This is a genomic window from Mesorhizobium sp. M1334 (assembly GCF_040317995.1).
Classification (GTDB): Bacteria; Pseudomonadota; Alphaproteobacteria; order Rhizobiales; family Rhizobiaceae; genus Mesorhizobium.
Genome location: NZ_JAMYLM010000005.1, coordinates 123,348 through 145,110, shown reverse-complemented (window position 1 = coordinate 145,110; position 21,763 = coordinate 123,348). Strand labels below are relative to the sequence as shown.

The window sequence follows — 21,763 nt, the reverse complement described above, 5'->3', positions numbered from 1 at the left end:
AGCCCTTAGTGATTCCCAGCCCTTAGTGACTCAATGACCATGACCGATCCGTCGAGCGCCCGTCCGATCCTGATGTTCGATTCCGGCATTGGCGGCCTCACCGTGCTGCGTGAGGCGCGCGTCCTGATGCCTGACCGCCGCTTCATCTATGTCGCCGACGACGCGGCGTTCCCCTTCGGCGCCTGGGAGGAAACGGCGCTGAGAACACATATTCTGGAGTTGTTCGCCAGGCTGCTCGAACGGTTTTCGCCGGCCATTTCGGTCATCGCCTGCAACACCGCCTCGACACTGGTCATCGATGCGTTGCGCGAGCGGTTTCCCGGCCACCCTTTCGTCGGCACCGTGCCGGCCATCAAGCCGGCGGCGGAACGCACGCGCTCAGGCCTGGTTTCGGTGCTGGCGACGCCCGGCACCGTCAAGCGCCAGTACACGCGCGACCTGATCAGCAAGTGGGCGCAGAAATGCCACGTCCGCCTGGTCGGCAGCGACAGGCTGGCTGGATTGGCCGAAGCCTATATGCGCGATGGTTTTGTCGACGAGGACGCCGTGCGCGCCGAGATCGCGCCGTGCTTCGTTGAGCATGACGGGCTGCGCACCGACATCGTCGTGCTTGCCTGCACCCATTATCCTTTTTTGGCCAACCGCATGCGCAAGACAGCACCTTGGCCGGTCGACTGGCTCGACCCGGCCGAGGCGATCGCACGCCGCGCGCTGTCGCTGCTTGCCGATACCGAGGCCGCTTATCGCAGAGAGGCACTGCCGGAAGGCGCCGACCTTGCGTTCTTCACCTCGAACAGCGCCGATTTTCCGACGCGCCGGCTGATGCAGGGATTTGGCCTGGCGATATCCTGACCGCAAGCAATTTTCGCTTTGGGAACATCACACCAGACAATGCGTTTTCCTCTCATCGGAAACGGGAGAAACCATCATGCCAGCCACCTCAAAAGCCCAGCAGAAAGCGGCCGGCGCGGCATTGTCAGCCAAGCGCGGCGAGACCAAGAAGGGCGCGCTCAAAGGTGCGTCGAAGGGAATGTATAAATCCATGAGCGAAAAACAGCTCGAGGAATTCGCCGAGACCAAGCGCAAAGGCCTGCCGGAAAAGAAGTCGAAACACTGATCGACTGACCATTCTGGCGGCGGATGCCGGTCAATAAAAGGCCCGCGGCTGAGCCGCGGGCCATGAAGTCTCAACGGGCGAGGGCGAAAATTACCAGTTCCAGCCCCAACCGCAGCGCCGCACTTTGTAGCGGATAACCTTGCGATGACCGTGGCGCCACACCACCTTTTTCTTGACCACGATGCGGCAGACCTGGTGATGCCTGTGCCCATGCCAATGCCGGGCCTGCGCCGGCTCGGGCGCGACCGCCATCGTGCCGGCCATCACCGCGGCTCCTACCAACGTAAGGAAGAACTTTTTCATGCGAATTCCTGCTCCTCTGACTTCAGTCCCTTCCTGATGCCGCTGGCGCAACCTCCCGCCACATCCGGCACGTTCTACAACCGTAACACTATCCGGTTCGGCGAGTCGCGCCAGCCAGAAGCTTGACAGCGGTTAAATCTCCGTTTAACCAGCCCACCAACACCGGGCCGCAATGTCCGGTGGTTTTCTTTATGTGTGCAAGACGTTGGGAAGCCGGTTTTACTTTCCTTGTGTCTTGTCTGAAATGACGTGTCCCGTGGGTTTTCCGTCGCGTTGCGTGGAAAACCCTGTCAGGTCTCGAAAACGGAGGCCAGAGGAGGGCGCGTTTCCTTCACACGGACCATAAGGTTCCGGGTGTGTTGTTTTGAAAGGGAATGCGATGAGCAAGCGCGAATCCGCGAAGTACAAGATCGACCGCCGTCTTGGCGAAAACATCTGGGGCCGCCCGAAGTCCCCGGTCAACAAGCGTGAATACGGCCCCGGCCAGCATGGCCAGCGCCGCAAGGGCAAGCTTTCCGATTTCGGCCTGCAGCTGCGCGCCAAGCAGAAGCTGAAGGGCCACTATGGCGATGTTTCGGAGAAGCAGTTCCGCAAGGTCTATGAAGAGGCGGACCGCCGCAAGGGCGACACCTCGGAGAACCTGATCGGCCTGCTCGAATCGCGCCTCGACGCCGTCGTCTACCGCTCCAAATTCGTGCCGACCATCTTTGCGGCGCGCCAGTTCGTCAATCACGGCCACGTCAACGTCAATGGCAAGCGCGTCAACATCGGCTCGTACCGTTGCAAGCCGGGCGATGTCATCGAAGTGCGCGAGAAGTCGAAGCAGCTGGTCATCGTGCTGGAATCGGTGGGCCTGGCCGAGCGCGACGTGCCCGATTACATCGAGGCCGACCACAACAAGATGACCGCGACTTTCACGCGCATCCCCGGCTTGGCGGACGTTCCGTTTGCCGTGCAGATGGAACCGAATCTGGTCGTCGAATTCTATTCGCGCTGATCGGCGCGTTCGTCACGACAAAACCGAAGGCCGCCCCTCCAGGCGGCCTTTTCTTTCTTCGTCCTTTTCAGGGACGTGAGTCGGAAATCGATTTCGATTTTCGATCCGATGCGCTACTGCGGGCGGCAACAGGACTTTAGGGCCGACGCGCCGTGAACATGCAGCCAGACGCCAAAACGCTTGACCCGATCGCCGACGCCGAAGGCGGCTTTCATCCGCTGTTTGCCGATGTGCCGTCCTCCGTCGAGTTCAACAAGCTGCGCAAGCGGCTGTTGCGGCTTGCCCGCCAGGCGATCGACGATTTCGCCATGGTGAGACCCGGCGACCGTTGGCTGATCGCTCTGTCGGGCGGCAAGGATTCCTACGGCTTGCTTGCCGTGCTGCTTGATCTCAAATGGCGCGGGCTGCTGCCGGTCGAGCTGTTGGCCTGCAATCTCGACCAGGGCCAGCCGAACTTTCCCAAGCACATATTGCCCGATTATCTCGACAGCTATGCCATTCCGCATCGCATCGAATATCAGGACACCTATTCGGTGGTCACCGACAAGCTGGCCGAGGGCAGCACTTATTGCTCGCTGTGCTCGCGGCTGCGGCGCGGCCATCTCTATCGCATTGCCCGCGAGGAGGGCTGCTCGGCGCTGGTGCTCGGCCATCACCGCGAGGACATACTGGAAACCTTCTTCATGAACCTGTTCCATGGCGGGCGCCTGGCCGCCATGCCGCCGAAGCTGCTCAATGACGAAGGCGATGTCATGGTGCTGCGGCCGCTCGCCTATTGTGCGGAAGCCGATCTCGAGAAATTCGCCGGCGCCATGAAATTCCCGATCATTCCGTGCGATCTGTGCGGTAGCCAGGAAGGTCTGCAGCGCAACGCCATGAAGGCGATGCTCGACGACATCGAGAAGCGCATGCCCGGCCGCAAGGACACGATGATCCGCGCCATGACCAATGTGCGGCGTTCGCATCTGCTCGACAGGAAACTGTTCGATTTCGCCGCCCTCAACGAAACCCTCACCACTAGGCGTCCCGATGACATTTGAAGATAGCGCGATCGACTGGCTTGCCGCCCTTCTGTCGGAAGCCGCCGTCGCCGAGATCATGCCGCGCTTTCGCCGGTTGAGCGAGGGCGACGTCCGTCACAAGACCTCGGCCGCCGATCTCGTCACCGAGGCCGACGTCAATGCCGAACGGCTCATCACCACCATGCTGCGCCAGCGTTATCCCCACGCAATGATCGTCGGCGAGGAGGCCTGCTCCGACGACCCGACGCTGCTCGACGGTCTCGGCGATGCCGAACTCGCCTTCGTCATCGACCCGGTCGACGGCACTTTCAACTTCGCCTCCGGCGTGCCGCTGTTCGGCGTCATGCTTGGCGTCGTGGTCAAGGGCGAGACGGTCGCCGGCATCATTCACGACCCCGTCGGCAAGGATTGGCTGATCGGCGTTAGTGGCGCCGGCAGCCATATCCGCCATGCCCATGGCAATCTGGAAAAGGTCCATGTCGCCAAACCGGCGCCGATGTCGGAAATGACCGGTGCGGTCTCATGGCACTATGTGCCGGAGCCGGACCGCTCACGTTTGGCGCGCAACCAGACCAAGTCGCTATCGCAGTTCAATTATCGCTGCGCCGCCCACGAATACCGCCTGCTGGCCAGCGGCCACGGCCATTTCGTCGTCTACAACAAGCTGATGCCTTGGGACCACTTGGCCGGCGTGCTGATCCATGCGGAGGCCGGCGGCCATGCCGCGCGCTTCGACGGCAGCGCCTATCTGCCGTCGCATGTCGGGGGTGGCCTGCTGGTCGCGCCGGACCGTGAGAGCTGGCGGGAGCTGCGCCGCGAGCTCTGGGCGGAATAGCTCTTCGCTGCCAAAGGTGTCCAATCTTGTGCGAAACCGGAGATCTCGAATGAAACCTCGGTCCGCAATTGTTGCAACGGCCTTTGCCCTTGCCTTGGTTGCCGGTGTCAATGAAGCAAGAGCTGGGGAACGCGCATGTCGCAGTCCCGACTCCGTCGACACCATAGACGAGATGTTCTCCGCGATCTTCGCCTGTTGGAAGCCGCCGCCCGGAACCGCGGGCATGACCCTGACGCTGCAGTTCTCAATTCGCCGAAACGGCACGCTTATTGGCAAGCCGCGCGCCACTTTCTCCCATCTAGGGGACGATGGTCCGCTCAACCGGGCCTTCGTGGCTTCCGTCCTCGAGGCGCTCGACAAGGCTCTTCCACTGCCCGTTTCCGACAGCATGGGTGGAGCAATCGCAGGACGTACGCTGTTCCCTCGCTTCACCGCGGTCAATGAGGGTGCATCCTAGGCGCACGCGCAATGTGCATTAAACCGGCGGGTTATGCGGCTGGAATAGTCTGCCGCGCTCGGCCAGCAGGATCATCAGCAGCGCCGCCACCGACACGCTGCAGAACCCGGCGGCCAGCGGCGTCACCGTGCCGTTGAAGGCTTGGCCGATCAGCGTGCCGAGAATGCCGCCAAGAAATGTCTGCATGAACCCAAGGATCGACGACGCAGTGCCGGCCAGGTGCCCCAGCGGCTCCATAGCGAGCGCGTTGAAGTTCGCGCCGAGCGCGCCGAACGGGACCATGGCGCAGGCAAAGAAGGCAATGAAGAGCCATAGCGGCATCTTCATTTCGATGGAAACGACCAGCCAGGCAAGGCTGATTGCCAGAAACAGCAGCAGCGCGCTTTGCGACAGGCGGCGCATGCCGATACGGCCGACGAGGCGCGAATTGAGGTAGTTCGAAAACGCAAGCACGCCGGCAACCCCCGCGAAGATGACCGGGAACATCTCACCGACATTGAACACGCTGACATAGATCTGCTGGGCCGAGGCGATGAAGCCGAACATGGCGCCGAAGATGAAGGTGCTGGCGAAGGCGTAGCAGAGCGCGATGCGGTTGGTGAGAACGATGCGGAAGCCGCCGATGATGGAGGACAGCGTCAGCGGCCGGCGATATTCGGGATGTAATGTCTCGGGCAGGCGCAGCAGCGACCAGGCGGACACGATCAGCGCGCCGGCTGCCATGGTGACGAAGATCACATGCCAGGTCGCAAACAGCATGATGAACTGGCCGATACCGGGCGCGACCACCGGAATGGCCATGAACACCATGAAGATCAAGGACATGACTTCGGCCATGCGCCTTCCGTCGAACGTATCGCGCACGATCGAGACGGCAATGACGCGCGTCGCCGCCGCGCCGATGCCTTGCACGGCCCGGCATAGCAGAAGCGTGGCGAATGACGGGGCGATTGCCGCAGCGCCGGCCGCGACGACGTAGATCACCAGCCCTGCGACAAGAGGCGCGCGGCGCCCGAAACGGTCCGAGATCGGCCCGAAGAACAGCTGTCCGCCCCCAAAGCCAAGGATATAGGCGGTGACCACATATTGCCGGTGGTTTTCATTTTCGACGCCAAGCGAAGCGCCGATCTGCTGCAGCGCCGGCAAAATAATGTCGATGGCCAGCGAATTGAGCGCCATCAGCGCCGCGCACAGCGCAATGAATTCCCAGCGCGGAATGGGCAAGGTGCTTGCCTTTTGCTGCGCTTGTGCTTGCTGATCCACGGCCAGTCCGATCCTCAACGAAAATGCGCCGGCTGGCCGACGCATCCATTCGTTGATTGCCCCGATGTCGGGCAGAACTTTTTGCCAAGGTGGGGGCTGCCCCGGCGCTTATCGCTTGACCCCCGAAAATCGCAGTCGGAAGGTCATACGCAGAAACAGAAGTCAGGCGGCGCCTTTGACGCTGACGCCTTTTTCGACGAGGAAGGTCTGCAATTCGCCCGCCTGGAACATCTCGCGGATGATGTCGCAGCCGCCGACGAACTCGCCCTTGACGTAGAGCTGCGGGATGGTTGGCCAGTTGGAGTAGTCCTTGATGCCTTGCCGCAGTTCGGCCGACGTCAGCACGTCGACGCCCTTATAGTCGGCGCCGATATAGTCGAGGATCTGCACGACCTGGCCGGAAAATCCGCATTGCGGAAAGCCGGGGGTGCCCTTCATGAAGAGAACGACGTCGTTGCCCTTCACCTCATTGTCAATGTAATCGTTGATGCCGCTCATGGAATACCCTTTCATGCCTGTGGGAGTCAGGCTCGAACATTACCCTTCAAATAAACCCATGGGTTGCGCGAAACAAGATGTTTGCCGCCTTGCCATGCAAATGGCGCAAAGGAAGGTCTGATCTTGGGCCAAGCCGTTGGCCACCATTTGTCCCGAGGCGTGATGAAAAGACGGTATCTCGCCGGGGTCGTCCTCGCCGTTCTGTTCGCCGCACTGTCCTTGATCTGGTGGGCCAAGTCGCCGAGGCAGCCACCTCTCGTCGTCGGCGGTGGATTACCGGCGCCGTGCCGCGACGCGAGCTTCGAGGCGGTCGCCTATGTCGTCTGCGAAATCGATCTGCGCCGCTATGACATCGGTGTGTTCCACGCAGGCATTGACGGCAAGGCTTTCGGTTCACTGGACAAATTCGACAAGGCGATGGCGGATCAGGGCCGGCCGGTGCTGCTCGCCATGAACGCCGGCATGTATCACCAAGACCTGACTCCGGTCGGCCTTCTCGTCGAGGACGGCCGGGAGAAGGCGCCGATCAACCTCGCCGACAGCGAAGGCAATTTCTTCCTGAAACCGAACGGCGTCTTCCTGGTCCGGAAGGATGGCAAGGCGGCGGTCATCGAGACAAGCGCCTATGTTGCGACCAGACTGGACGTGATGTTTGCCACGCAATCCGGCCCGATGCTGGTGATCGACGGCCGGCTTCATCCCCGCTTCGAGCAAAACGGCACATCGCGCTATATCCGCAATGGCGTCGGCGTGCGTGACGAAAACACTGTCGTGCTGGCGATCTCGCGCTCTGAGGTCAGCCTCGGCAGCTTCGCCCGACTGTTTCGAGACGCGCTCGATTGTCCCAGCGCGCTTTTCTTCGACGGGGCCGTTTCGGCGCTGTCGAACGGCGAGCGGATGATTGTGGGTGGAAACTATCCAGCCGGGCCGATCATCGCCGTGACCGGTAAGAAGCTTGCGAGCCGGTAACTGCAAGAGAGCTCAGTCCGGCACGCTGGTCTGCAGGGCAAGCGCGTGCAGCACGCCGCCCATGTTGCCCTTCAGCGCGTCATAGACCATCTGGTGCTGCTGGACGCGGCTTTTCCCGCGAAAGCTTTCGGCCACAACCTCAGCCGCATAATGGTCGCCGTCGCCGGCCAGGTCGCGAATGGTCACCTTGGCGTCCGGAATGCCTTCCTTGATCAGCCGTTCGATGTCGTGGGCGTCCATTGCCATATGAGGATTCCTTGTTCAGGTCGTGATCTCATAGATATGGTCGAAAAGGCGGATGAACCACACCGAAACGGCCCCGCTTGATCACATCACGGGTCCACGACCTCATTTGCCATGAAGCGAGGGAACCAGGATTCGTGGGCGGCGGTCAATTCGCTGACCGGTATCGCACGCGCCTCGCCCAGCTTCAATTCGCTGCCGCCGGTCGAGCCGATCCACGGTGCAAAAATGCCGAGTTTGCTTTGTTGTTCGCGAATGGCGTCCCATTCCTCGCTCTGCGGATCGATCGACAGCGTCAGCAGGTAGCGGCCCTGATCCTCGCCGAACCAGACGGGGATCGGATCCGTACCGATCAGGCCGGGAATGGTCGCGCCGATGCTGGAGGCCATCGCCATCTCGGCCAGCGCCACCGCGATGCCGCCGTCGGAAACGTCATGCGCCGCGGTAACGACACCGGAGCCGATCAGCGCCCGCACATGGTCGCCGACCCGCTTCTCGTGATCGAGATCGACCGGCGGCGGCGGGCCGTCGGCGCGGCCATGGATGTCGCGCATATAGGCGGACTGGCCAAGATGCGTGCCCCACATGGTCGGCGCGCCGACCAGCACGATCATCTGGCCTTCGGCGGCAAAGCCGATCCGCACCATTTTCGACCAGTCGGCAATCAGCCCGACGCCGCCGATGGTTGGTGTCGGCAGGATGCCTTGGCCGTTGGTCTCATTGTAGAGAGAGACGTTGCCGGAGACGATCGGAAAGCCAAGCGCCCGGCAGGCATCGCCGATGCCTTTCACGGCACCAACCAGCTGGCCCATGATCTCCGGCCGCTCCGGATTGCCGAAATTGAGGTTGTCGGTGGCCGCGAGCGGCAGAGCGCCGGTGGCGGTAAGATTGCGCCAGCATTCGGCAACGGCCTGTTTGCCGCCCTCGTAAGGGTCCGCCTCGCAATAGCGCGGCGTCACGTCGGAGGAGAAGGCGAGCGCTTTGGTCGGGTGGCCATCGACGCGCACCACACCGGCGTCGCCGCCGGGAAGCTGCAGGGAATTGCCCTGGATCAGCGTGTCGTACTGCTCCCACACCCAGCGGCGCGAGGAAAGGTCCGGTCCCCCCAGCAGCTTGAGCAGTGCGTCGGCCACATCGGCTTGAGGTGCATCGCCGGCCAGCGGCGCCGGCTTCTTCGGTTCGACCCAGGGACGGTCATATTCCGGCGCCTGGTCGCCGAGATCCTTGATCGGCAGGTTGGCAACCTCGTCGCCCTGGTGCAGCACGCGGAAGCGCAGATCGTCGGTGGTCTTGCCGACGATGGCAAAGTCTAGGCCCCATTTGTGGAAGATCGCCTCGGCCTGTTTTTCCTTTTCGGGGCGCAGCACCATCAGCATGCGCTCCTGGCTCTCCGAAAGCATCATCTCATAGGCGCTCATGCGCTCTTCACGCACCGGCACCTTGTCGAGATCGAGCTCGATGCCGAGGTCGCCCTTGGCGCCCATCTCGACCGCCGAGCAGGTGAGGCCGGCCGCACCCATATCCTGGATGGCGATAACGGCGCCGGACGCCATTAGTTCGAGGCAGGCTTCGAGCAGGCATTTTTCGGTGAACGGATCGCCAACCTGCACGGTGGGGCGCTTCTCGTCGATCTTGTCGTCGAACTCAGCCGAGGCCATTGTGGCGCCGCCGACGCCGTCGCGGCCGGTCTTGGCGCCGAGATAGACCACCGGTAGGCCGACGCCCTTGGCCTCGGACAGAAAGATTGCGTCTGTCTTCGCGAGGCCCGCGGCAAACGCATTGACCAGGATATTGCCATTGTAGCGGGCGTCGAAATTGACCTCGCCGCCGACCGTCGGCACGCCGAAGGAATTGCCATAGCCGCCGACGCCGGAAACGACGCCGGCAACGAGGTGCCTTGTCTTGGGATGATCCGGCGCGCCGAAGCGCAGCGCGTTCATCGCCGCGATCGGTCGCGCGCCCATGGTGAAGACATCGCGCAGGATGCCGCCGACGCCGGTCGCAGCGCCCTGATAAGGCTCGATATAGGAGGGGTGGTTATGGCTCTCCATCTTGAAGACGACGCAGGCGCCGTCGCCGATGTCGACCACACCGGCATTCTCACCCGGGCCCTGGATGACTTGCGGCCCGGTGGTCGGCAGCGTGCGCAGCCACTTCTTCGAGGATTTGTAGGAACAATGCTCGTTCCACATCGCCGAAAAAATACCAAGTTCGGTAAAGCTCGGTTCGCGCCCGACCAGGTCGAGGATGCGCTGGTACTCGTCGGGCTTCAGCCCGTGCGCGGCAATGAGTTCAGGAGTAATCGGCACGGAATTGGAAATGGTCATGATCGGCAATTGTGTCCTTGAGATCGAGTCCCGTCTTATCGCAAGCTTTGCAGCCGATACACCCCGTCGGATGACTAAAACGATGGAAAGCAACAGCTGACGGCAAGTAGCGAAAGATCGCCACTCGACCCGCCGGTTTCAAGCCGGTTCAGGAAAAGCTGTCGTAGCCGGCGCGGCCCTCGTCCAGAAGCCGCCGGATCACCGCGACGCCGTGCGCGATATCGTCCCGCTGTCGCGGCTGCGAGATGCCAAACCGCACGCCATGAAAGGCCTGTTCGGAACGCCCTGCCTTGAACTCATCCTCGTCGTCGATGAGCACGCCATGTTCGAGGCAAGCCTGTTTGAAGGTGCCGGACAGCCACGGGTCGGGCAAAGTGAGCCAGACGAACGGCACATTGTCCAGCGCCTTGAAGTCGAAGCCGTCGAGTGTCTCGCGCACGATCGCGATGCGCGCACCGATCTCGGCAATGCTGCGCTTGCGCATCTCGGCGGCCTGACCGGACAGCACCAGCCGGCTGCCCACCTCCGCCAGCAGAAAGGGCAGGCCGCCCGTCATCATCTTATGGGCGACCCGGATGCGGTGACGGTAGGCCGGCGGGCAAGCGAGCCAACCGCCGCGAACACCCGCCGCGACCGATTTCGACAGGCCGCCGGCAACGATGGTCCGTTCGGGAGCATATTCGGCCATTAAAGGCGTTGGGTCATCGGTCAGTCCACCATAGAGATCGTCCTCGATCAGGACGACGTTATATTGACGGGCGACATGCGCGATTGCCTCGCGGCGCGATGCCGACAGCGTTGTCAGCGTCGGGTTCTTCGCCGTCGGCATCAAAAAAATCATCTTCGGATGCTTTTGTGCGCAGACGCGCTCGAAATCCTGGGGATCTATGCCCTCGTCGTCAGCCGCCACCAGCGCGGTCCGGCGACCGATCAGGCCGGCACTGCGGGAGATCTGCGAATAGGTGAGGTGCTCGAAGACGACATAGTCGCCGGGGGCGGTGAGTCCCGCAATGGTTGCCATTACCGCGGCGTGGGTGCCGAGCGTGGGAACGATTGCATCCGCCGCCGGGCGATAGGAATTGCGCGACAACCAGCGCCTCCCCGCTTCCAACCAGCGGTCCGGGAAATCACGAGTATAGCTTGAAATCTCATGCGGATGGTCTTGCGCCGTGCGTGTCAACACGTCGGCGACGATGGCACCCTGGCCGACATCCGGTGCGGCCGTGCTATCGAAGCGCAGCTTGTCGCCGGGCGCATCCATATAGCGTGTGCCTTGTTCGACCGGCCCCAGGAAATCCGGCTTTGCGCTCTCCGACTGTTGAGCGATAACATAGGTTCCGCGGCCGACCTCGCCGCTGACCAGTCCCCGCTCGCGCAGCAATTGATAGGCCCTGCCGACCGTGCCGACGGTCGTGCCGATGTCGTATGCCAGATCGCGCTGCGGCGGCAGCTTTGCCCCTGCACCGATCAGGCCGCGGTCGATGTCCGTCTCGATGGAATCGGCAAGCCGCTGATAGAGCGGGCCGGTGCGGGCGGTCAGGTCCGGAAGCCAAGTTGTCATGGTGACAATTTTTTACATTGCACCGAAATGGGAGTCAATACATATGAAGCGGGCCGCACGAAAGGCACAATTGCAATCTTGGCAGAAAGACAATGGGTACAATAGAGACAATCCGCTACGCGGCAGTTGAATTGACCGGAAGCCGCTCGTCGGGCCGGAGATCCTATGTTCGCCGGATCGTGCAAGTGGTCACGTCATTCGTCCGATGGATCGATGGTCTGCTGGAGCGCCGGCGCAGTCGGCTGGTCCTGCTCGAGATGACCGACGATCAGCTCAAGGACATCGGTATCTCGCGCTGCGATGCCCATCGTGAAGGTCTAAGGCCGTTCTGGGACTGATGCGTTCGAGCGCTTCAGCGGACGCTCGCCGTCCTGAGCCGCGCGACGCCGCGGTCCACAAGCACCGCCACAATACATAGCACGAGAAAAAGCCCCGTGATGGCCACGGCCGAGACGGCGACGCTGGTCGCGCCGTTCTTGGCGACGTTGAGGAACGGGTAGGGCACTTCGCCCGATATTGGCGCCCGCGCCAGTACATAGGCCAGATACGCGATCGGATAGATCATCCACCAGGAGATGTCACGCCACCGCGTCGAGCCGTCGGCGCCCGCCACAAGCCACCACAGCACGAACAACACCGGCGTCACATAGTGCAAGAGCACATCGCAGAGCAGGAACAGCCCTCGCGGCTGCCAAAGCTGCGCCAAGACCGTTGCATAAACGATGAGAACCAGCGTTATGGCGACGGCTACGCCCGCCCGCATCCGTGGGGCGGCAAAAGCCGGAAACCAGGCATAACCCGTTGACGACAGCAACGAGGCATGGACGAGCACCGCGCCGATATTGGTCAGGATGGTGAAGAAGCTGAAATAGAAGACCAGCGAGCCGACAAAGCCGCGGCCGGCTTCCATTGATGCCGGGACGGTGATGCAGAGCTGCAGGACGAGCCCGGCCAGGCCGACGACCAGACCGGTGATCTGCAGCAAGCGACCCATTGGGCTAGGCAGCAGCGCCACAGGCCGGATTGCCCGTCTGCCAGCGGGCAATGTCCGAGCCGATGCGGGCGCCGAGCGGTTCCGCCATCAATGGGCCGAATACGTCGACGCGGCTCGAATTGCCTTGCGCCTGCACGACCAGCAACGGCTTTCCGCCATAGTGTTTGGCCGGCACCAGCAGGAAGCGCGGTGTGCCGCTGAACGAATTCAGTTCGTTGGCCATCTGATAGGATTTGAACGCAGGGTCCTTGCTGGCGATCCAGCATTTGTGGGCAGCTATTGCCACCTGCTCCATGGCAAGCAGTGACGCGCTCTTGCCCGCCGGCGCTGGCGTGCTCTTCGGGCCTGACTGGCAGGAGGCGAGTACAAGACCGGCGGAAGCGGCGAGGGCGAGGCGGGCTAGTGTCGATCGCATGGTCAAGCGGCGCCCATCTCGAGTTCGGACAGAAAGATCTTCAGACCGTCCGTCATCTCACCCCAGACGCGCGACAGCGCCGGATGCTGCAAGGCGATTTGCTCATAGGCATCGAATTTCGGATAGGCATCAAGCAGGTCGGGGCGGCCGATCGTCGCCCTAAAATTGTTGAAGACGAAGCGGGTCGGCGTCAGCCACGCATCGGCGAAGGAGATGTCGTCGCCGAGCGCGAACGGGCCATGCGCCATGCGGGCCTCGATTGCTGCAAGCCCGTGATGCAATCGGGCGAACTGTGCCTTGATCTCGGCCTCGTTGCGCTGCGGCACGAAATAGAGCTCAAACAGCTTCATGGTGGGGGCGAGCACGTCAAGGTCGGTGATGCGAGCGAACATGCGCACCAGTGCCCGGTCCTTCGAATCCTTGGGCAGCAGCGCTGGCTCGGGAAAGCGCTCCTCCAGATATTCGGCAATCACCACCGATTCGACGATCGTTTCGCCCGAGCCGGTGATCAGCACCGGAATCCGGTTCAGCGGCGAGATGGCACGAAATGCCTCGGGGATGGGAAACCCAGGCGGCGGTGCAATGACCTTGAGCGGCACGTTCTTGATGTAGGCCAGCGCCCGCACGATCGACGAATAGGGCGACAACGGCCGCGAATACAGTTTCATGACCGTCGCTCCAGGAGGAAAATTGAAGGCTTCAAGCGGCGATGCCCAAGGCGCTTTCGAACAGCGCCCGGCCGTCGCTGCCGCCATGCGCCGCTTCGATCAGGTTCTCGGGATGCGGCATCAGGCCGAGCACGTTGCCCCGCCCGTTGACGATGCCGGCAATGTCGTTGATCGAGCCGTTGGGATTGGTGCCTTCGGCATAGCGGAACACCACCTGGCCTTCGCCTTCGAGGCGGGCCAAAGTTTCGGCGTCGGCAAAATAATTGCCGTCATGGTGCGCCACCGGCGCACGGATGATCTGGCCCGGCTGGTAGCGGCGGGTGAACATCGTGTTGGCATTGGCGATCTGCAGCTTCACCTGGCGGCAGACGAATTTCAGCGAGGTGTTGCGCATCAATGCGCCCGGCAGCAGGCCGGCCTCGACCAGGATCTGGAAGCCATTGCAGACGCCGATGACCGTGACGCCCTTGGCCGCCTTTTCGGCGACAGCCCGCATTACCGGCATGCGCGCGGCAATGGCGCCGCAGCGCAGATAATCGCCAAAGGAAAAGCCGCCGGGAATGGCGATCAGGTCGACATCGGGAATTTCGGTGTCCGTCTGCCAGACGGTGACCGGCGGCGTGCCGGAAATCTTGGTCAGCGCCGCGATCATGTCGCGGTCGCGATTGAGGCCGGGGAGCAGGACGACGGCTGATTTCACCTCAGGCGATCTCCACCGCGTAATTCTCGATCACCGTATTCGCCAGAAGCTTGTCGCACATGGCTTTCAGATCGGCCTCAGCCTTGGCCCTGTCGCCCTCGGCAAGCTCGACATCGAAAACCTTGCCTTGCCGCACCTGGCCGATGCCGCCGAAACCCATTGCGGACAGCGCATGCTCGATTGCCTTGCCTTGTGGGTCTAGCACGCCGTTCTTGAGAGTTACGGTAATGCGGGCCTTGATCACGCTGGACATGCTCCTGTTCATCTGTTGAGCTGGCAAGCTGTCAGTGCGGCTTGCCTTTGACACCGTCGGTCGATGCGACCAGCACCGGCCCGGCCGGACGCGGCGGTTCGTTCTCGTTCATGATGCCGAGGCGGCGGGCAACTTCCTGATAGGCTTCGACCAGCCCGCCCATGTCGCGGCGGAAGCGGTCCTTGTCGAGCTTGTCCTGGGTCGCCACGTCCCACAGCCGGCAGGAATCCGGCGAGATCTCGTCGGCGACGACGATGCGCATCATATCGCCTTCGAACAGGCGGCCGCATTCGATTTTGAAATCGACGAGCTGAATGCCGACGCCCATGAACAGTCCGGAAAGGAAGTCGTTGACGCGAATGGCCAGCGCCATGACATCGTCGATCTCCTGCGGGCTCGCCCAGCCGAAGGCGGTGATGTGCTCTTCCGAGACCATCGGATCGTCGAGCGCATCGGCCTTGTAATAGAATTCGATGATCGAGCGCGGCAGCACGGTGCCTTCCTCGATGCCGAGACGCTTGGCCAGCGAGCCGGCGGCGACGTTGCGCACCACCACTTCGAGTGGGATGATCTCGACTTCCTTGATCAGCTGCTCGCGCATGTTGAGCCGGCGGATGAAGTGGGTCGGAATGCCCATCCGGTTGAGATGATTGAAGATGTGCTCGGAAATGCGGTTGTTGAGCACGCCTTTGCCATCGACGATTTCATGCTTCTTCTTGTTGAAAGCGGTAGCGTCGTCCTTGAAGAACTGGATCAGCGTGCCAGGCTCCGGTCCCTCATAAAGGATCTTGGCCTTGCCTTCATAAATGCGGCGGCGATTTTTCATCTGATTTTTCTCTGGATTTGCGGGCAGGCGGCAAGCGACCAGTTCCTGTCCGTCTGCCTAAAATAAGATGGCGACGGTGGGGTTCAATGCCGGTGTCTATCCCAATCGCACTGTTTGCTCAATCGGCAAATCCTTTCAATCAACCGCTTTCGGGGACCGAAATGCCGCAGCGCAGCAAGCAATGTAGCATATTGACCGGCCGGCGCCCTTTTGGTTTGTGCTCCGGCAACACATATTGGCACGACGAATCGGATTTCACGGAGGGATGCCATGAGCAGCATGAAAGACCGCGAAGAGGGCTTTGAGCGCAAATTCGCATTCGACGAGGAACTTCGGTTCAAGGCAGCGGCACGCCGCAACAGAGCGCTCGGCCTGTGGGCTGCCGAAAAGCTCGGCAAGTCAGGCACCGATGCCGACGCTTATGCCAGGGAAGTGGTCGTCAGCGACATTGAGGAAGCCGGCGATCACGACGTTTTCCGCAAGATACGCAAGGATTTCGATGCGGCCGGCATTGAGCAGTCGGACCATCAGATCCGCCGCACCATGGATGAATTGATGGCGCAGGCGATCGAGCAGATCAAGAACACCTGATCCTTTTCGATACCGATCGAATGCTGGACCAATCGACCGCCCGGCCCAACCGGGCGGTTTTTCTTTGCCTTTGCGGTCATTTCCGGCTGAATTGTTGCAACCAAAGAGGAAATCGCCAATGTCCCTGAAGTCACGCCTTGCGGCCGACGAGACACTGTTCACCGCATGGTCAGGCGTGCCGGATGCTTTGACGGTCGAGATACTGGCCAGACAAGGATTCGACGCGGTTACGCTCGACATGCAGCATGGTGGCCATCACGAGGACAGCGTGCTGCGCGGGCTTGTGCCGGTGCTGGCCGCCAACAAGCCGGCTTTGGTGCGCATCCCGGTCGGCCGCTTCGACATGGCCAGCCGCGCGCTCGACTTCGGCGCCGAGGCTGTGATTGCGCCGATGGTGAATTCAGTGGCGGACGCAAGGCTGTTTGCCGCCGCCATGAAATACCCGCCGCTCGGCGAGCGCTCCTGGGGCCCCACCTATGCCTTTCCGCGCCATGGCAAGGGCGATCATGCCGACTGGCTGCGCGACAGCAACCAGCGCACCATGGCGTTCGCCATGGTCGAAACGCGCGCCGCGCTTGCTGCACTCGACGGCATTCTCGACACGCCGGGTATCGACGGCATCTTCCTCGGCCCGTCGGATTTCTCGATCGCCTGGTCGAAGGGGACCACCGTCAGTTCGACGCTGGAGAGCATGATGGAGACCGTCGCCTCGATCGCCGAGCGCACCCGCAAGGCCGGCAAGCATGCGGCGATCTATGTGATGGAACCGGCCATTGCCGGTCGTGTGGTGTCGATGGGTTACCGGCTGCTGGCGATGGGTTCGGAGCATTCGCTGATTTCGCTTGGGGCAAAGACCCTGCTGAGCAGCGTCAGGGATTCGATCGCTTCCTAGAGATCCGTCAGGAATTTCGCGAAGGTCATCGAACCTTCGGGCCAGGGGCCGAAGCCGGAATCCGCGTTGAGATGACCGGCATCGCCGGCGTCGATGAACAGCGAGCCCCAGGCCGCGGCAATGTCCTCGGCGACGCCAAAGGCGCAGAACGGGTCGTTGCGGCTGGCGATCACCACCGACGGAAATGGCAGAGGATCGCGCGGATAGGGACCGAAGGTCATCAGGTGCCTCGGCTTTATCTTTGGATTGGCGACATCGGGCGGCGCCACGAAGAAAGCGCCGGCGACCGGTCGCTCGAACCGAGACAATGCCTGAATGACCGCGGCGACGCCAAGCGAGTGAGCGACAATGACGACCGGCCGCTCGGCCTCGTTAACCGCCTTGGCGACACCGGCCGTCCAATCCTCGCGCACCGGCTTCGACCATTCCGTCTGTTCGACGCGGCGCGCTGTCGATAGTTTCGCCTGCCAGCGGCTCTGCCAATGATCGGGGCCGGAATTGGTGTAGCCCGGCACGATGAGAATATCTGCTTCCCTGACTTTCATGGCGCGCATGTAGCGAGAGGCGCTGTCGGGTGCAACCGGGTATAAACTCAACAGCGACATGCAAACGCACCTCTCATGAGCCCGGTCTGCTCGCTATTGTGAACACCTTGTTCGCTTCTTGCGCTCTTGTGTGAACGATAGCGATCGACGATCTGTCGCCAGGAAAGAATGGCTGTTCCGAGATTTTGGCACGGACACGGCGTAGAATGATTGATGGCGCCGGGTTCCTCCGTTGGAAGCTTGTCGAGCGCCGGCTGAACGGAGCACTTTGATGAGCGAACTGCCTTATGCCGCAACGACCCCGGTCAGCGTTGCCCGCGTCGGCCTGCGGGCGCGCGATGCAGAAAATCTCGCTGCCTACTATCGCAAAGTCGTCGGTTTGCAGGAACTGAGCCGCGCCGGCGGCACGATTACGCTCGGCGCAGTCAATCGCCCTTTGCTCGACATCGAAGCGGATCCGGCTGCGAAACCCGATGACCCGCGCAGCGCCGGTCTTTTCCACACCGCCTTCCTGCTCCCTAGCCGGGTCGATCTCGGCCGCTGGATCAACCACGCCATCGCCGGCAAGATTGGCATCAAGGGCGCGTCCGATCATCTGGTCAGCGAGGCGCTTTATCTTACCGACCCGGAAGGCAACGGCATCGAGATCTATGCCGACCGCCGCCCCCAGGATTGGAAATGGAATGGCGACAAGATCGCGATGGCGACGGAGCGGCTGAACATTCCGTCGGTCATTGCCGAAGTGCCGGCCGGTGACGTCGGCTGGCAGGGCGCGCCGGAAAACAGCATTATCGGCCACGTCCATCTGCGGGTCGGCCGGCCGGAAGAAGCCGAAGCATGGTGGCATCAGGAGTTCGGTTTCGACACCGTGGCAAAATACGGTGGCGCGGCGGTGTTCCTGTCGTCCGGCGGCTATCATCACCACATTGGCGCAAATGCGTGGCAGAGCGCGAGCGCCGGTCGCCGCGATCCCGCCCGCTCCGGCTTGGCCTGGGTCGAGATGCGTTCGGACAATGTGGCTGATGCAACGACCCGCGAGGATCCGTGGGGCACGGTGATCAGGACCGTTCCCGGCAAGGCGTAGTTCGGTTAGAGCTTGGCCTTTTCAAGCAAGCGGCCAAGCATCAGCAGGCCCGCCGGCCATAGGCCGAGGCCGGCCTCGTTTCCCATGTGGCCGAGATCGCCGGCATCGGCGATATCCGCGCCCCAGGCTGCGGCAAAAGCGGTCGCCTTGTCGAAAGTGACGCGCGGGTCGCTGCGACTCGCCACCACCAATGCCGGGAAGGGCAGGCGCTTCAGCGGCATCGGCGCGAACGGGCGCACCGCGTCGAATGAGGGATCGGTATCCTCGACATTGGTCGCGGCAACCAGGAATGCCGCCGCGACCTTGTCGAGTTGGCTTTGACTGGCACTAGCAGCCCACTTCACCGCCGTCGCCACCGCCAGCGAATGCGCAAGTAGCACGACGCGGCGCGGTGCGGCGGCCACCGCCGCATCCACCTGGCCGATCCAGTCCCCGGGCTTAGGCCGGTCCCACTCGGCCTGCAGCACGCGGCTCGAATTGGGGAACACCCGGCACCAATGCGACATCCAATGATCCGGCCCGGAGTTGCCGCGCCCGGGCAGGGCAAGGAAATCGAAATCTCCGGCCGACGAAATCATCAGGCCTCTCCGAACACTCGGCTGAAGATCGTATCGACGTGCTTGGTATGATAGCCCAAGTCGAATTTCTCGCGGATCTCGGCCTCGGGCAGGGCAGCGACAACGTCCTTGTCGGCCAAAAGTTCCTCAAGAAAATCAGCGCCTTGCTCCCACACCTTCATCGCGTTGCGCTGCACCAGCCGGTAGGCGTCCTCGCGCGAAACGCCAGCTTGCGTCAGCGCCAGCAGCACGCGCTGCGAATGCACAAGGCCACGGAATTTGTTCATGTTCTTCAGCATGTTGTCGGGGTAGACGAGCAGTTTGTCGACAACGCTGGTCAGCCGTGAGAGCGCGAAATCGAGCGTCACCGTCGCGTCGGGCCCGATCATGCGCTCGACCGAGGAATGCGAGATGTCGCGCTCGTGCCACAGCGCCACATTCTCCATTGCCGGCAATGCGAACGAGCGCACCATGCGGGCAAGGCCGGTTAGATTCTCGGTCAGCACCGGGTTGCGCTTGTGCGGCATCGCCGACGAACCCTTCTGGCCGGGTGAAAAGTACTCTTCTGCTTCGAGTACCTCCGTGCGCTGCAGATGGCGCACCTCGATCGCCAGCCGCTCGATCGACGAGGCGATCACGCCGAGCGTGGCGAAGAACATCGCGTGGCGGTCGCGCGGGATCACCTGCGTCGACACCGGCTCCGGCTTCAGTCCGAGTTTCTTGGCCACGTATTCTTCGACATATGGGTCGATATTGGCAAAGGTGCCGACCGCACCGGATATGGCGCAGGTGGCGATGTCCTCGCGCGCGTGCACCAGCCTCTCGCGGCAACGCGAGAATTCGGCATAGGCCTGCGCCAGCTTGACGCCGAAGGTGGTCGGCTCGGCATGGATGCCGTGGCTGCGGCCGATGGTAATCGTATCCTTGTGCTCGAAGGCGCGGCGCTTGAGCGCCGCAAGCAGCCCGTCAATATCGGCCAGGAGGATATCGCTGGCCCTGGTGAGTTGCACGGCAAAACAGGTGTCGAGAACGTCGGAGGATGTCATGCCCTGGTGGATGAAGCGGGCATCCGGGCCGACGAATTCGGCAAGATGGGTGAGGAAGGCGATGACGTCATGCTTGGTGACGCGCTCGATCTCGTCGATGGCTTCGACATCGAATTTCGCCGCCCCGCCTTTCTCCCAGATGGTCTTAGCGGCCTCCTTCGGGATGACGCCGAGCTCGGCCAATGCGTCGCAGGCGTAGGCCTCGATCTCGAACCAGATGCGGAACCGGGTTTCGGGCGACCAGATGGCCACCATTTCCGGCCGGGAGTAGCGAGGGATCATCAGTCGGTCCTGACTTGCGAGAGCATTTGCCCGCGTCCTAACAGAGGCAGGCAAAATGCTCAACGTTGCTGGCGCGCAAACCAGACACTGGCGACAGCGAGCGCAATGAAACCGAGCGGAAAATACAGCCGGATGCCAAGGACGACGAACTGGTAGAGTGCCGTCAACATCGTGAACACGAACTGGAAAACCCAGGTGATGGTGAACGCGGGCGCATGCCATTGGACATAGTAGGAGCGGTATTGCAGCCCAAAGAGGCCGCCGGTGAAGACAATCGTCGCTGCGAGAAGGCAGACGAAGGCGGCGGCGAGGGCGATCTCCCAGTGGCGTCCGAGCGAGACGAGCCGCGCCAGGAACAGCCCAATCGGGAAAGCGAGCGCACCGCCGGCTGCATAAAGCAGCGAGACGAAGCGGATCTTTGCCGGGGTCTCCCAATTGTACTGCAGCAAATTGAGCAGCGCGCTGGCGCCCATCGCCATGGCCCACAGCAAGGCACCGGCAAATGCCGTGCGCAGCGACGGCAGAGCGCGGCGGAGACGATACAGGGCGCGATAGCGCATGGCGGGGAACGTCACAGGCGACCGGTTACCGCGATCCAGCGATAGTCCGGCCCCTCGAACCCGTATTGGCGCACTGCGATCAGCACGGCATAGGCGCTGAGGCTATCCAGTGAAAATGTCTGAACCGCGCCGATCTGGTAGCCATTCGGACAGCCTCTGCTTTGCGGGATCGATTTGTCCTCGTGAATAATGCTCGTCTGACCGCCGTCCTTCGCATCGATGCGCAGCAGGCGAAAGCCATTGATCTCGCCCTGGCTCTGGCAGCGCTCGGTGTCATTCATGCCGATCTGGTCGAGCCGGAACTCGAGCGGCTCGTCGATCGGCGAAAAGATCGGGCGCGGATTGACCACCATGCGGAAGGGATCGGCGGAAAGCTCGGTCACCGGGTTGAAGCCGGCGGTGATGCCGCGATTTGCCTTCAGTTCCGCTTGACTGACGATCGCTTCGCCCTTTTGCCGGGCCTGCAGCCGCGCCGCGTCCACCGGGGCATTCTCGTCGTCGAGCCGGACACGGATCGGCGAGCCCTTCAGGAAACTGTCGTCGGCCGTGTCGATATAATAGCGGTTTGCATAGGGAAATCCCGATCCGTCCTGGACGCCGTATTCCTCGAAGGCAAAGACCCCGCCATCGCGGCTGAAGCCGAGGATCTCAAGCTCGGCGACATCGCCTGCGTGGGCGGCGGCCAAAGTTGCAAGCTGGGCAAGCAGGCAGACGGCAAACAGAGCAAGATTTCGCATGGGGAATTCCATTCAGGCGGT

General features: G+C 62.1%; 28 protein-coding genes. 11 read left to right on the top strand and 17 right to left on the bottom strand.

Annotation, left to right across the window (positions count from 1 at the left end; translation table 11 throughout):
* The first annotated feature begins 39 nt into the window (after window positions 1-39).
* Window positions 40-852 (top strand): glutamate racemase, encoded by an 813-nt coding sequence (murI, locus tag NKH17_RS12205; protein ID WP_352477507.1) that lies wholly within the window; start codon window positions 40-42, stop codon window positions 850-852.
* Window positions 853-928: 76 nt separating this feature from the next.
* Window positions 929-1,117: a DUF3008 family protein gene (locus NKH17_RS12200; protein ID WP_023674705.1), complete on the top strand. Its 189-nt coding sequence runs from the start codon at window positions 929-931 to the stop codon at window positions 1,115-1,117.
* A 90-nt stretch (window positions 1,118-1,207) separates the two neighbouring features.
* Here NKH17_RS12200 and NKH17_RS12195 read toward each other — a convergent pair whose 3' ends face one another.
* On the bottom strand, window positions 1,208-1,420 hold the full coding sequence (locus NKH17_RS12195; RefSeq protein WP_023674706.1) for a hypothetical protein: 213 nt from the start codon (window positions 1,418-1,420) through the stop codon (window positions 1,208-1,210).
* 379 nt (window positions 1,421-1,799) lie between these two features.
* Here NKH17_RS12195 and rpsD point away from each other — a divergent pair, with 379 nt between their 5' ends.
* The 4 genes from rpsD to NKH17_RS33405 all read left to right on the top strand — a co-directional run bounded on the left by rpsD (window position 1,800) and on the right by NKH17_RS33405 (window position 4,731).
* Window positions 1,800-2,417 (top strand): 30S ribosomal protein S4, encoded by a 618-nt coding sequence (gene rpsD, locus NKH17_RS12190; protein ID WP_254817640.1) that lies wholly within the window; start codon window positions 1,800-1,802, stop codon window positions 2,415-2,417.
* Between the two features lie 152 nt (window positions 2,418-2,569).
* Complete coding sequence (gene ttcA, locus NKH17_RS12185) at window positions 2,570-3,457, top strand: tRNA 2-thiocytidine(32) synthetase TtcA (RefSeq protein WP_023674708.1); 888 nt, start codon at window positions 2,570-2,572, stop codon at window positions 3,455-3,457.
* Window positions 3,447-4,274, top strand: a complete 828-nt coding sequence (locus tag NKH17_RS12180; protein WP_352896675.1) for an inositol monophosphatase family protein — start codon at window positions 3,447-3,449, stop codon at window positions 4,272-4,274. Before ttcA ends, NKH17_RS12180 begins: the two co-directional genes overlap by 11 nt.
* Complete coding sequence (locus NKH17_RS33405; protein WP_502895581.1) at window positions 4,159-4,731, top strand: UCP034077 family protein; 573 nt, start codon at window positions 4,159-4,161, stop codon at window positions 4,729-4,731. The genes NKH17_RS12180 and NKH17_RS33405 overlap by 116 nt, the downstream gene beginning before the upstream one ends.
* 18 nt (window positions 4,732-4,749) lie before the next feature.
* Here the strand turns inward: NKH17_RS33405 and NKH17_RS12170 are convergent, their stop codons facing one another.
* Window positions 4,750-5,949 (bottom strand): multidrug effflux MFS transporter, encoded by a 1,200-nt coding sequence (locus NKH17_RS12170; RefSeq protein ID WP_254817732.1) that lies wholly within the window; start codon window positions 5,947-5,949, stop codon window positions 4,750-4,752.
* Window positions 5,950-6,156: 207 nt separating this feature from the next.
* Window positions 6,157-6,492, bottom strand: coding sequence for a Grx4 family monothiol glutaredoxin (grxD, locus tag NKH17_RS12165; protein WP_023674712.1), 336 nt, complete (start codon window positions 6,490-6,492; stop codon window positions 6,157-6,159).
* A 162-nt stretch (window positions 6,493-6,654) separates the two neighbouring features.
* Here grxD and NKH17_RS12160 point away from each other — a divergent pair, with 162 nt between their 5' ends.
* On the top strand, window positions 6,655-7,461 hold the full coding sequence (locus tag NKH17_RS12160) for a phosphodiester glycosidase family protein (RefSeq protein WP_352477360.1): 807 nt from the start codon (window positions 6,655-6,657) through the stop codon (window positions 7,459-7,461).
* Between the two features lie 12 nt (window positions 7,462-7,473).
* Here the strand turns inward: NKH17_RS12160 and NKH17_RS12155 are convergent, their stop codons facing one another.
* The 3 genes from NKH17_RS12155 to NKH17_RS12145 all read right to left on the bottom strand — a co-directional run bounded on the left by NKH17_RS12155 (window position 7,474) and on the right by NKH17_RS12145 (window position 11,592).
* Window positions 7,474-7,707, bottom strand: coding sequence for a BolA/IbaG family iron-sulfur metabolism protein (locus NKH17_RS12155; protein ID WP_023674714.1), 234 nt, complete (start codon window positions 7,705-7,707; stop codon window positions 7,474-7,476).
* Between the two features lie 86 nt (window positions 7,708-7,793).
* On the bottom strand, window positions 7,794-10,031 hold the full coding sequence (gene purL, locus NKH17_RS12150; protein ID WP_352804903.1) for a phosphoribosylformylglycinamidine synthase subunit PurL: 2,238 nt from the start codon (window positions 10,029-10,031) through the stop codon (window positions 7,794-7,796).
* Window positions 10,032-10,179: 148 nt separating this feature from the next.
* Window positions 10,180-11,592, bottom strand: coding sequence for an aminotransferase-like domain-containing protein (locus NKH17_RS12145; protein WP_352506428.1), 1,413 nt, complete (start codon window positions 11,590-11,592; stop codon window positions 10,180-10,182).
* A 92-nt stretch (window positions 11,593-11,684) separates the two neighbouring features.
* Between NKH17_RS12145 and NKH17_RS12140 the strand changes: the two genes are divergently transcribed.
* Entirely contained in the window at window positions 11,685-11,930 is a 246-nt protein-coding gene (locus NKH17_RS12140; protein WP_352738039.1) for a DUF1127 domain-containing protein, read from the top strand.
* A gap of 14 nt (window positions 11,931-11,944) precedes the next feature.
* On the opposite strand, the gene NKH17_RS12135 is transcribed toward NKH17_RS12140, so the two are convergent.
* From NKH17_RS12135 to purC, 6 genes are read right to left on the bottom strand one after another with little or no spacing between them, the layout of a single operon-like run.
* A complete protein-coding gene (locus tag NKH17_RS12135; RefSeq protein WP_352738041.1) occupies window positions 11,945-12,586 on the bottom strand; it encodes a Pr6Pr family membrane protein in 642 nt (213 codons plus the stop codon).
* A gap of 4 nt (window positions 12,587-12,590) precedes the next feature.
* On the bottom strand, window positions 12,591-13,001 hold the full coding sequence (locus NKH17_RS12130; RefSeq protein WP_352896679.1) for a hypothetical protein: 411 nt from the start codon (window positions 12,999-13,001) through the stop codon (window positions 12,591-12,593).
* Window positions 13,002-13,003: 2 nt separating this feature from the next.
* The gene (locus tag NKH17_RS12125; RefSeq protein WP_352477367.1) at window positions 13,004-13,669 is read right to left on the bottom strand and encodes a glutathione S-transferase family protein; all 666 of its coding nucleotides are present in this window, start codon (window positions 13,667-13,669) and stop codon (window positions 13,004-13,006) included.
* 31 nt (window positions 13,670-13,700) lie between these two features.
* Window positions 13,701-14,369, bottom strand: a complete 669-nt coding sequence (gene purQ, locus NKH17_RS12120) for a phosphoribosylformylglycinamidine synthase subunit PurQ (RefSeq protein WP_023674723.1) — start codon at window positions 14,367-14,369, stop codon at window positions 13,701-13,703.
* Between the two features lies 1 nt (window position 14,370).
* Window positions 14,371-14,613, bottom strand: coding sequence for a phosphoribosylformylglycinamidine synthase subunit PurS (gene purS / locus NKH17_RS12115; RefSeq protein WP_254817733.1), 243 nt, complete (start codon window positions 14,611-14,613; stop codon window positions 14,371-14,373).
* A 40-nt stretch (window positions 14,614-14,653) separates the two neighbouring features.
* Window positions 14,654-15,448, bottom strand: a complete 795-nt coding sequence (gene purC / locus NKH17_RS12110) for a phosphoribosylaminoimidazolesuccinocarboxamide synthase (protein WP_023674725.1) — start codon at window positions 15,446-15,448, stop codon at window positions 14,654-14,656.
* Between the two features lie 270 nt (window positions 15,449-15,718).
* On the opposite strand from purC, the gene NKH17_RS12105 reads away from it, so the two are divergent.
* Together NKH17_RS12105 and NKH17_RS12100 are read left to right on the top strand one after the other, a co-directional pair.
* On the top strand, window positions 15,719-16,039 hold the full coding sequence (locus tag NKH17_RS12105; RefSeq protein WP_352506423.1) for a DUF1476 domain-containing protein: 321 nt from the start codon (window positions 15,719-15,721) through the stop codon (window positions 16,037-16,039).
* 118 nt (window positions 16,040-16,157) lie between these two features.
* Window positions 16,158-16,931 carry an HpcH/HpaI aldolase family protein gene (locus tag NKH17_RS12100; RefSeq protein WP_352506422.1) on the top strand — a complete coding sequence of 258 codons (774 nt, stop codon included), beginning with the start codon at window positions 16,158-16,160 and terminating at the stop codon, window positions 16,929-16,931.
* On the opposite strand, the gene NKH17_RS12095 is transcribed toward NKH17_RS12100, so the two are convergent.
* Window positions 16,928-17,476, bottom strand: a complete 549-nt coding sequence (locus tag NKH17_RS12095; RefSeq protein ID WP_352649238.1) for an RBBP9/YdeN family alpha/beta hydrolase — start codon at window positions 17,474-17,476, stop codon at window positions 16,928-16,930. The genes NKH17_RS12100 and NKH17_RS12095 overlap by 4 nt on opposite strands.
* A gap of 271 nt (window positions 17,477-17,747) precedes the next feature.
* Between NKH17_RS12095 and NKH17_RS12090 the strand changes: the two genes are divergently transcribed.
* On the top strand, window positions 17,748-18,560 hold the full coding sequence (locus NKH17_RS12090; protein WP_352896682.1) for a VOC family protein: 813 nt from the start codon (window positions 17,748-17,750) through the stop codon (window positions 18,558-18,560).
* 5 nt (window positions 18,561-18,565) lie between these two features.
* On the opposite strand, the gene NKH17_RS12085 is transcribed toward NKH17_RS12090, so the two are convergent.
* From NKH17_RS12085 to NKH17_RS12070, 4 genes are read right to left on the bottom strand one after another with little or no spacing between them, the layout of a single operon-like run.
* Complete coding sequence (locus tag NKH17_RS12085; protein WP_254817654.1) at window positions 18,566-19,138, bottom strand: RBBP9/YdeN family alpha/beta hydrolase; 573 nt, start codon at window positions 19,136-19,138, stop codon at window positions 18,566-18,568.
* A complete protein-coding gene (purB, locus tag NKH17_RS12080) occupies window positions 19,138-20,445 on the bottom strand; it encodes an adenylosuccinate lyase (RefSeq protein ID WP_352477371.1) in 1,308 nt (435 codons plus the stop codon). Before purB ends, NKH17_RS12085 begins: the two co-directional genes overlap by 1 nt.
* 59 nt (window positions 20,446-20,504) lie before the next feature.
* A complete protein-coding gene (locus NKH17_RS12075; protein ID WP_352477372.1) occupies window positions 20,505-21,005 on the bottom strand; it encodes a hypothetical protein in 501 nt (166 codons plus the stop codon).
* An 11-nt stretch (window positions 21,006-21,016) separates the two neighbouring features.
* Window positions 21,017-21,742 carry a DUF2259 domain-containing protein gene (locus tag NKH17_RS12070; protein WP_352896684.1) on the bottom strand — a complete coding sequence of 242 codons (726 nt, stop codon included), beginning with the start codon at window positions 21,740-21,742 and terminating at the stop codon, window positions 21,017-21,019.
* Window positions 21,743-21,763 lie beyond the last annotated feature (21 nt).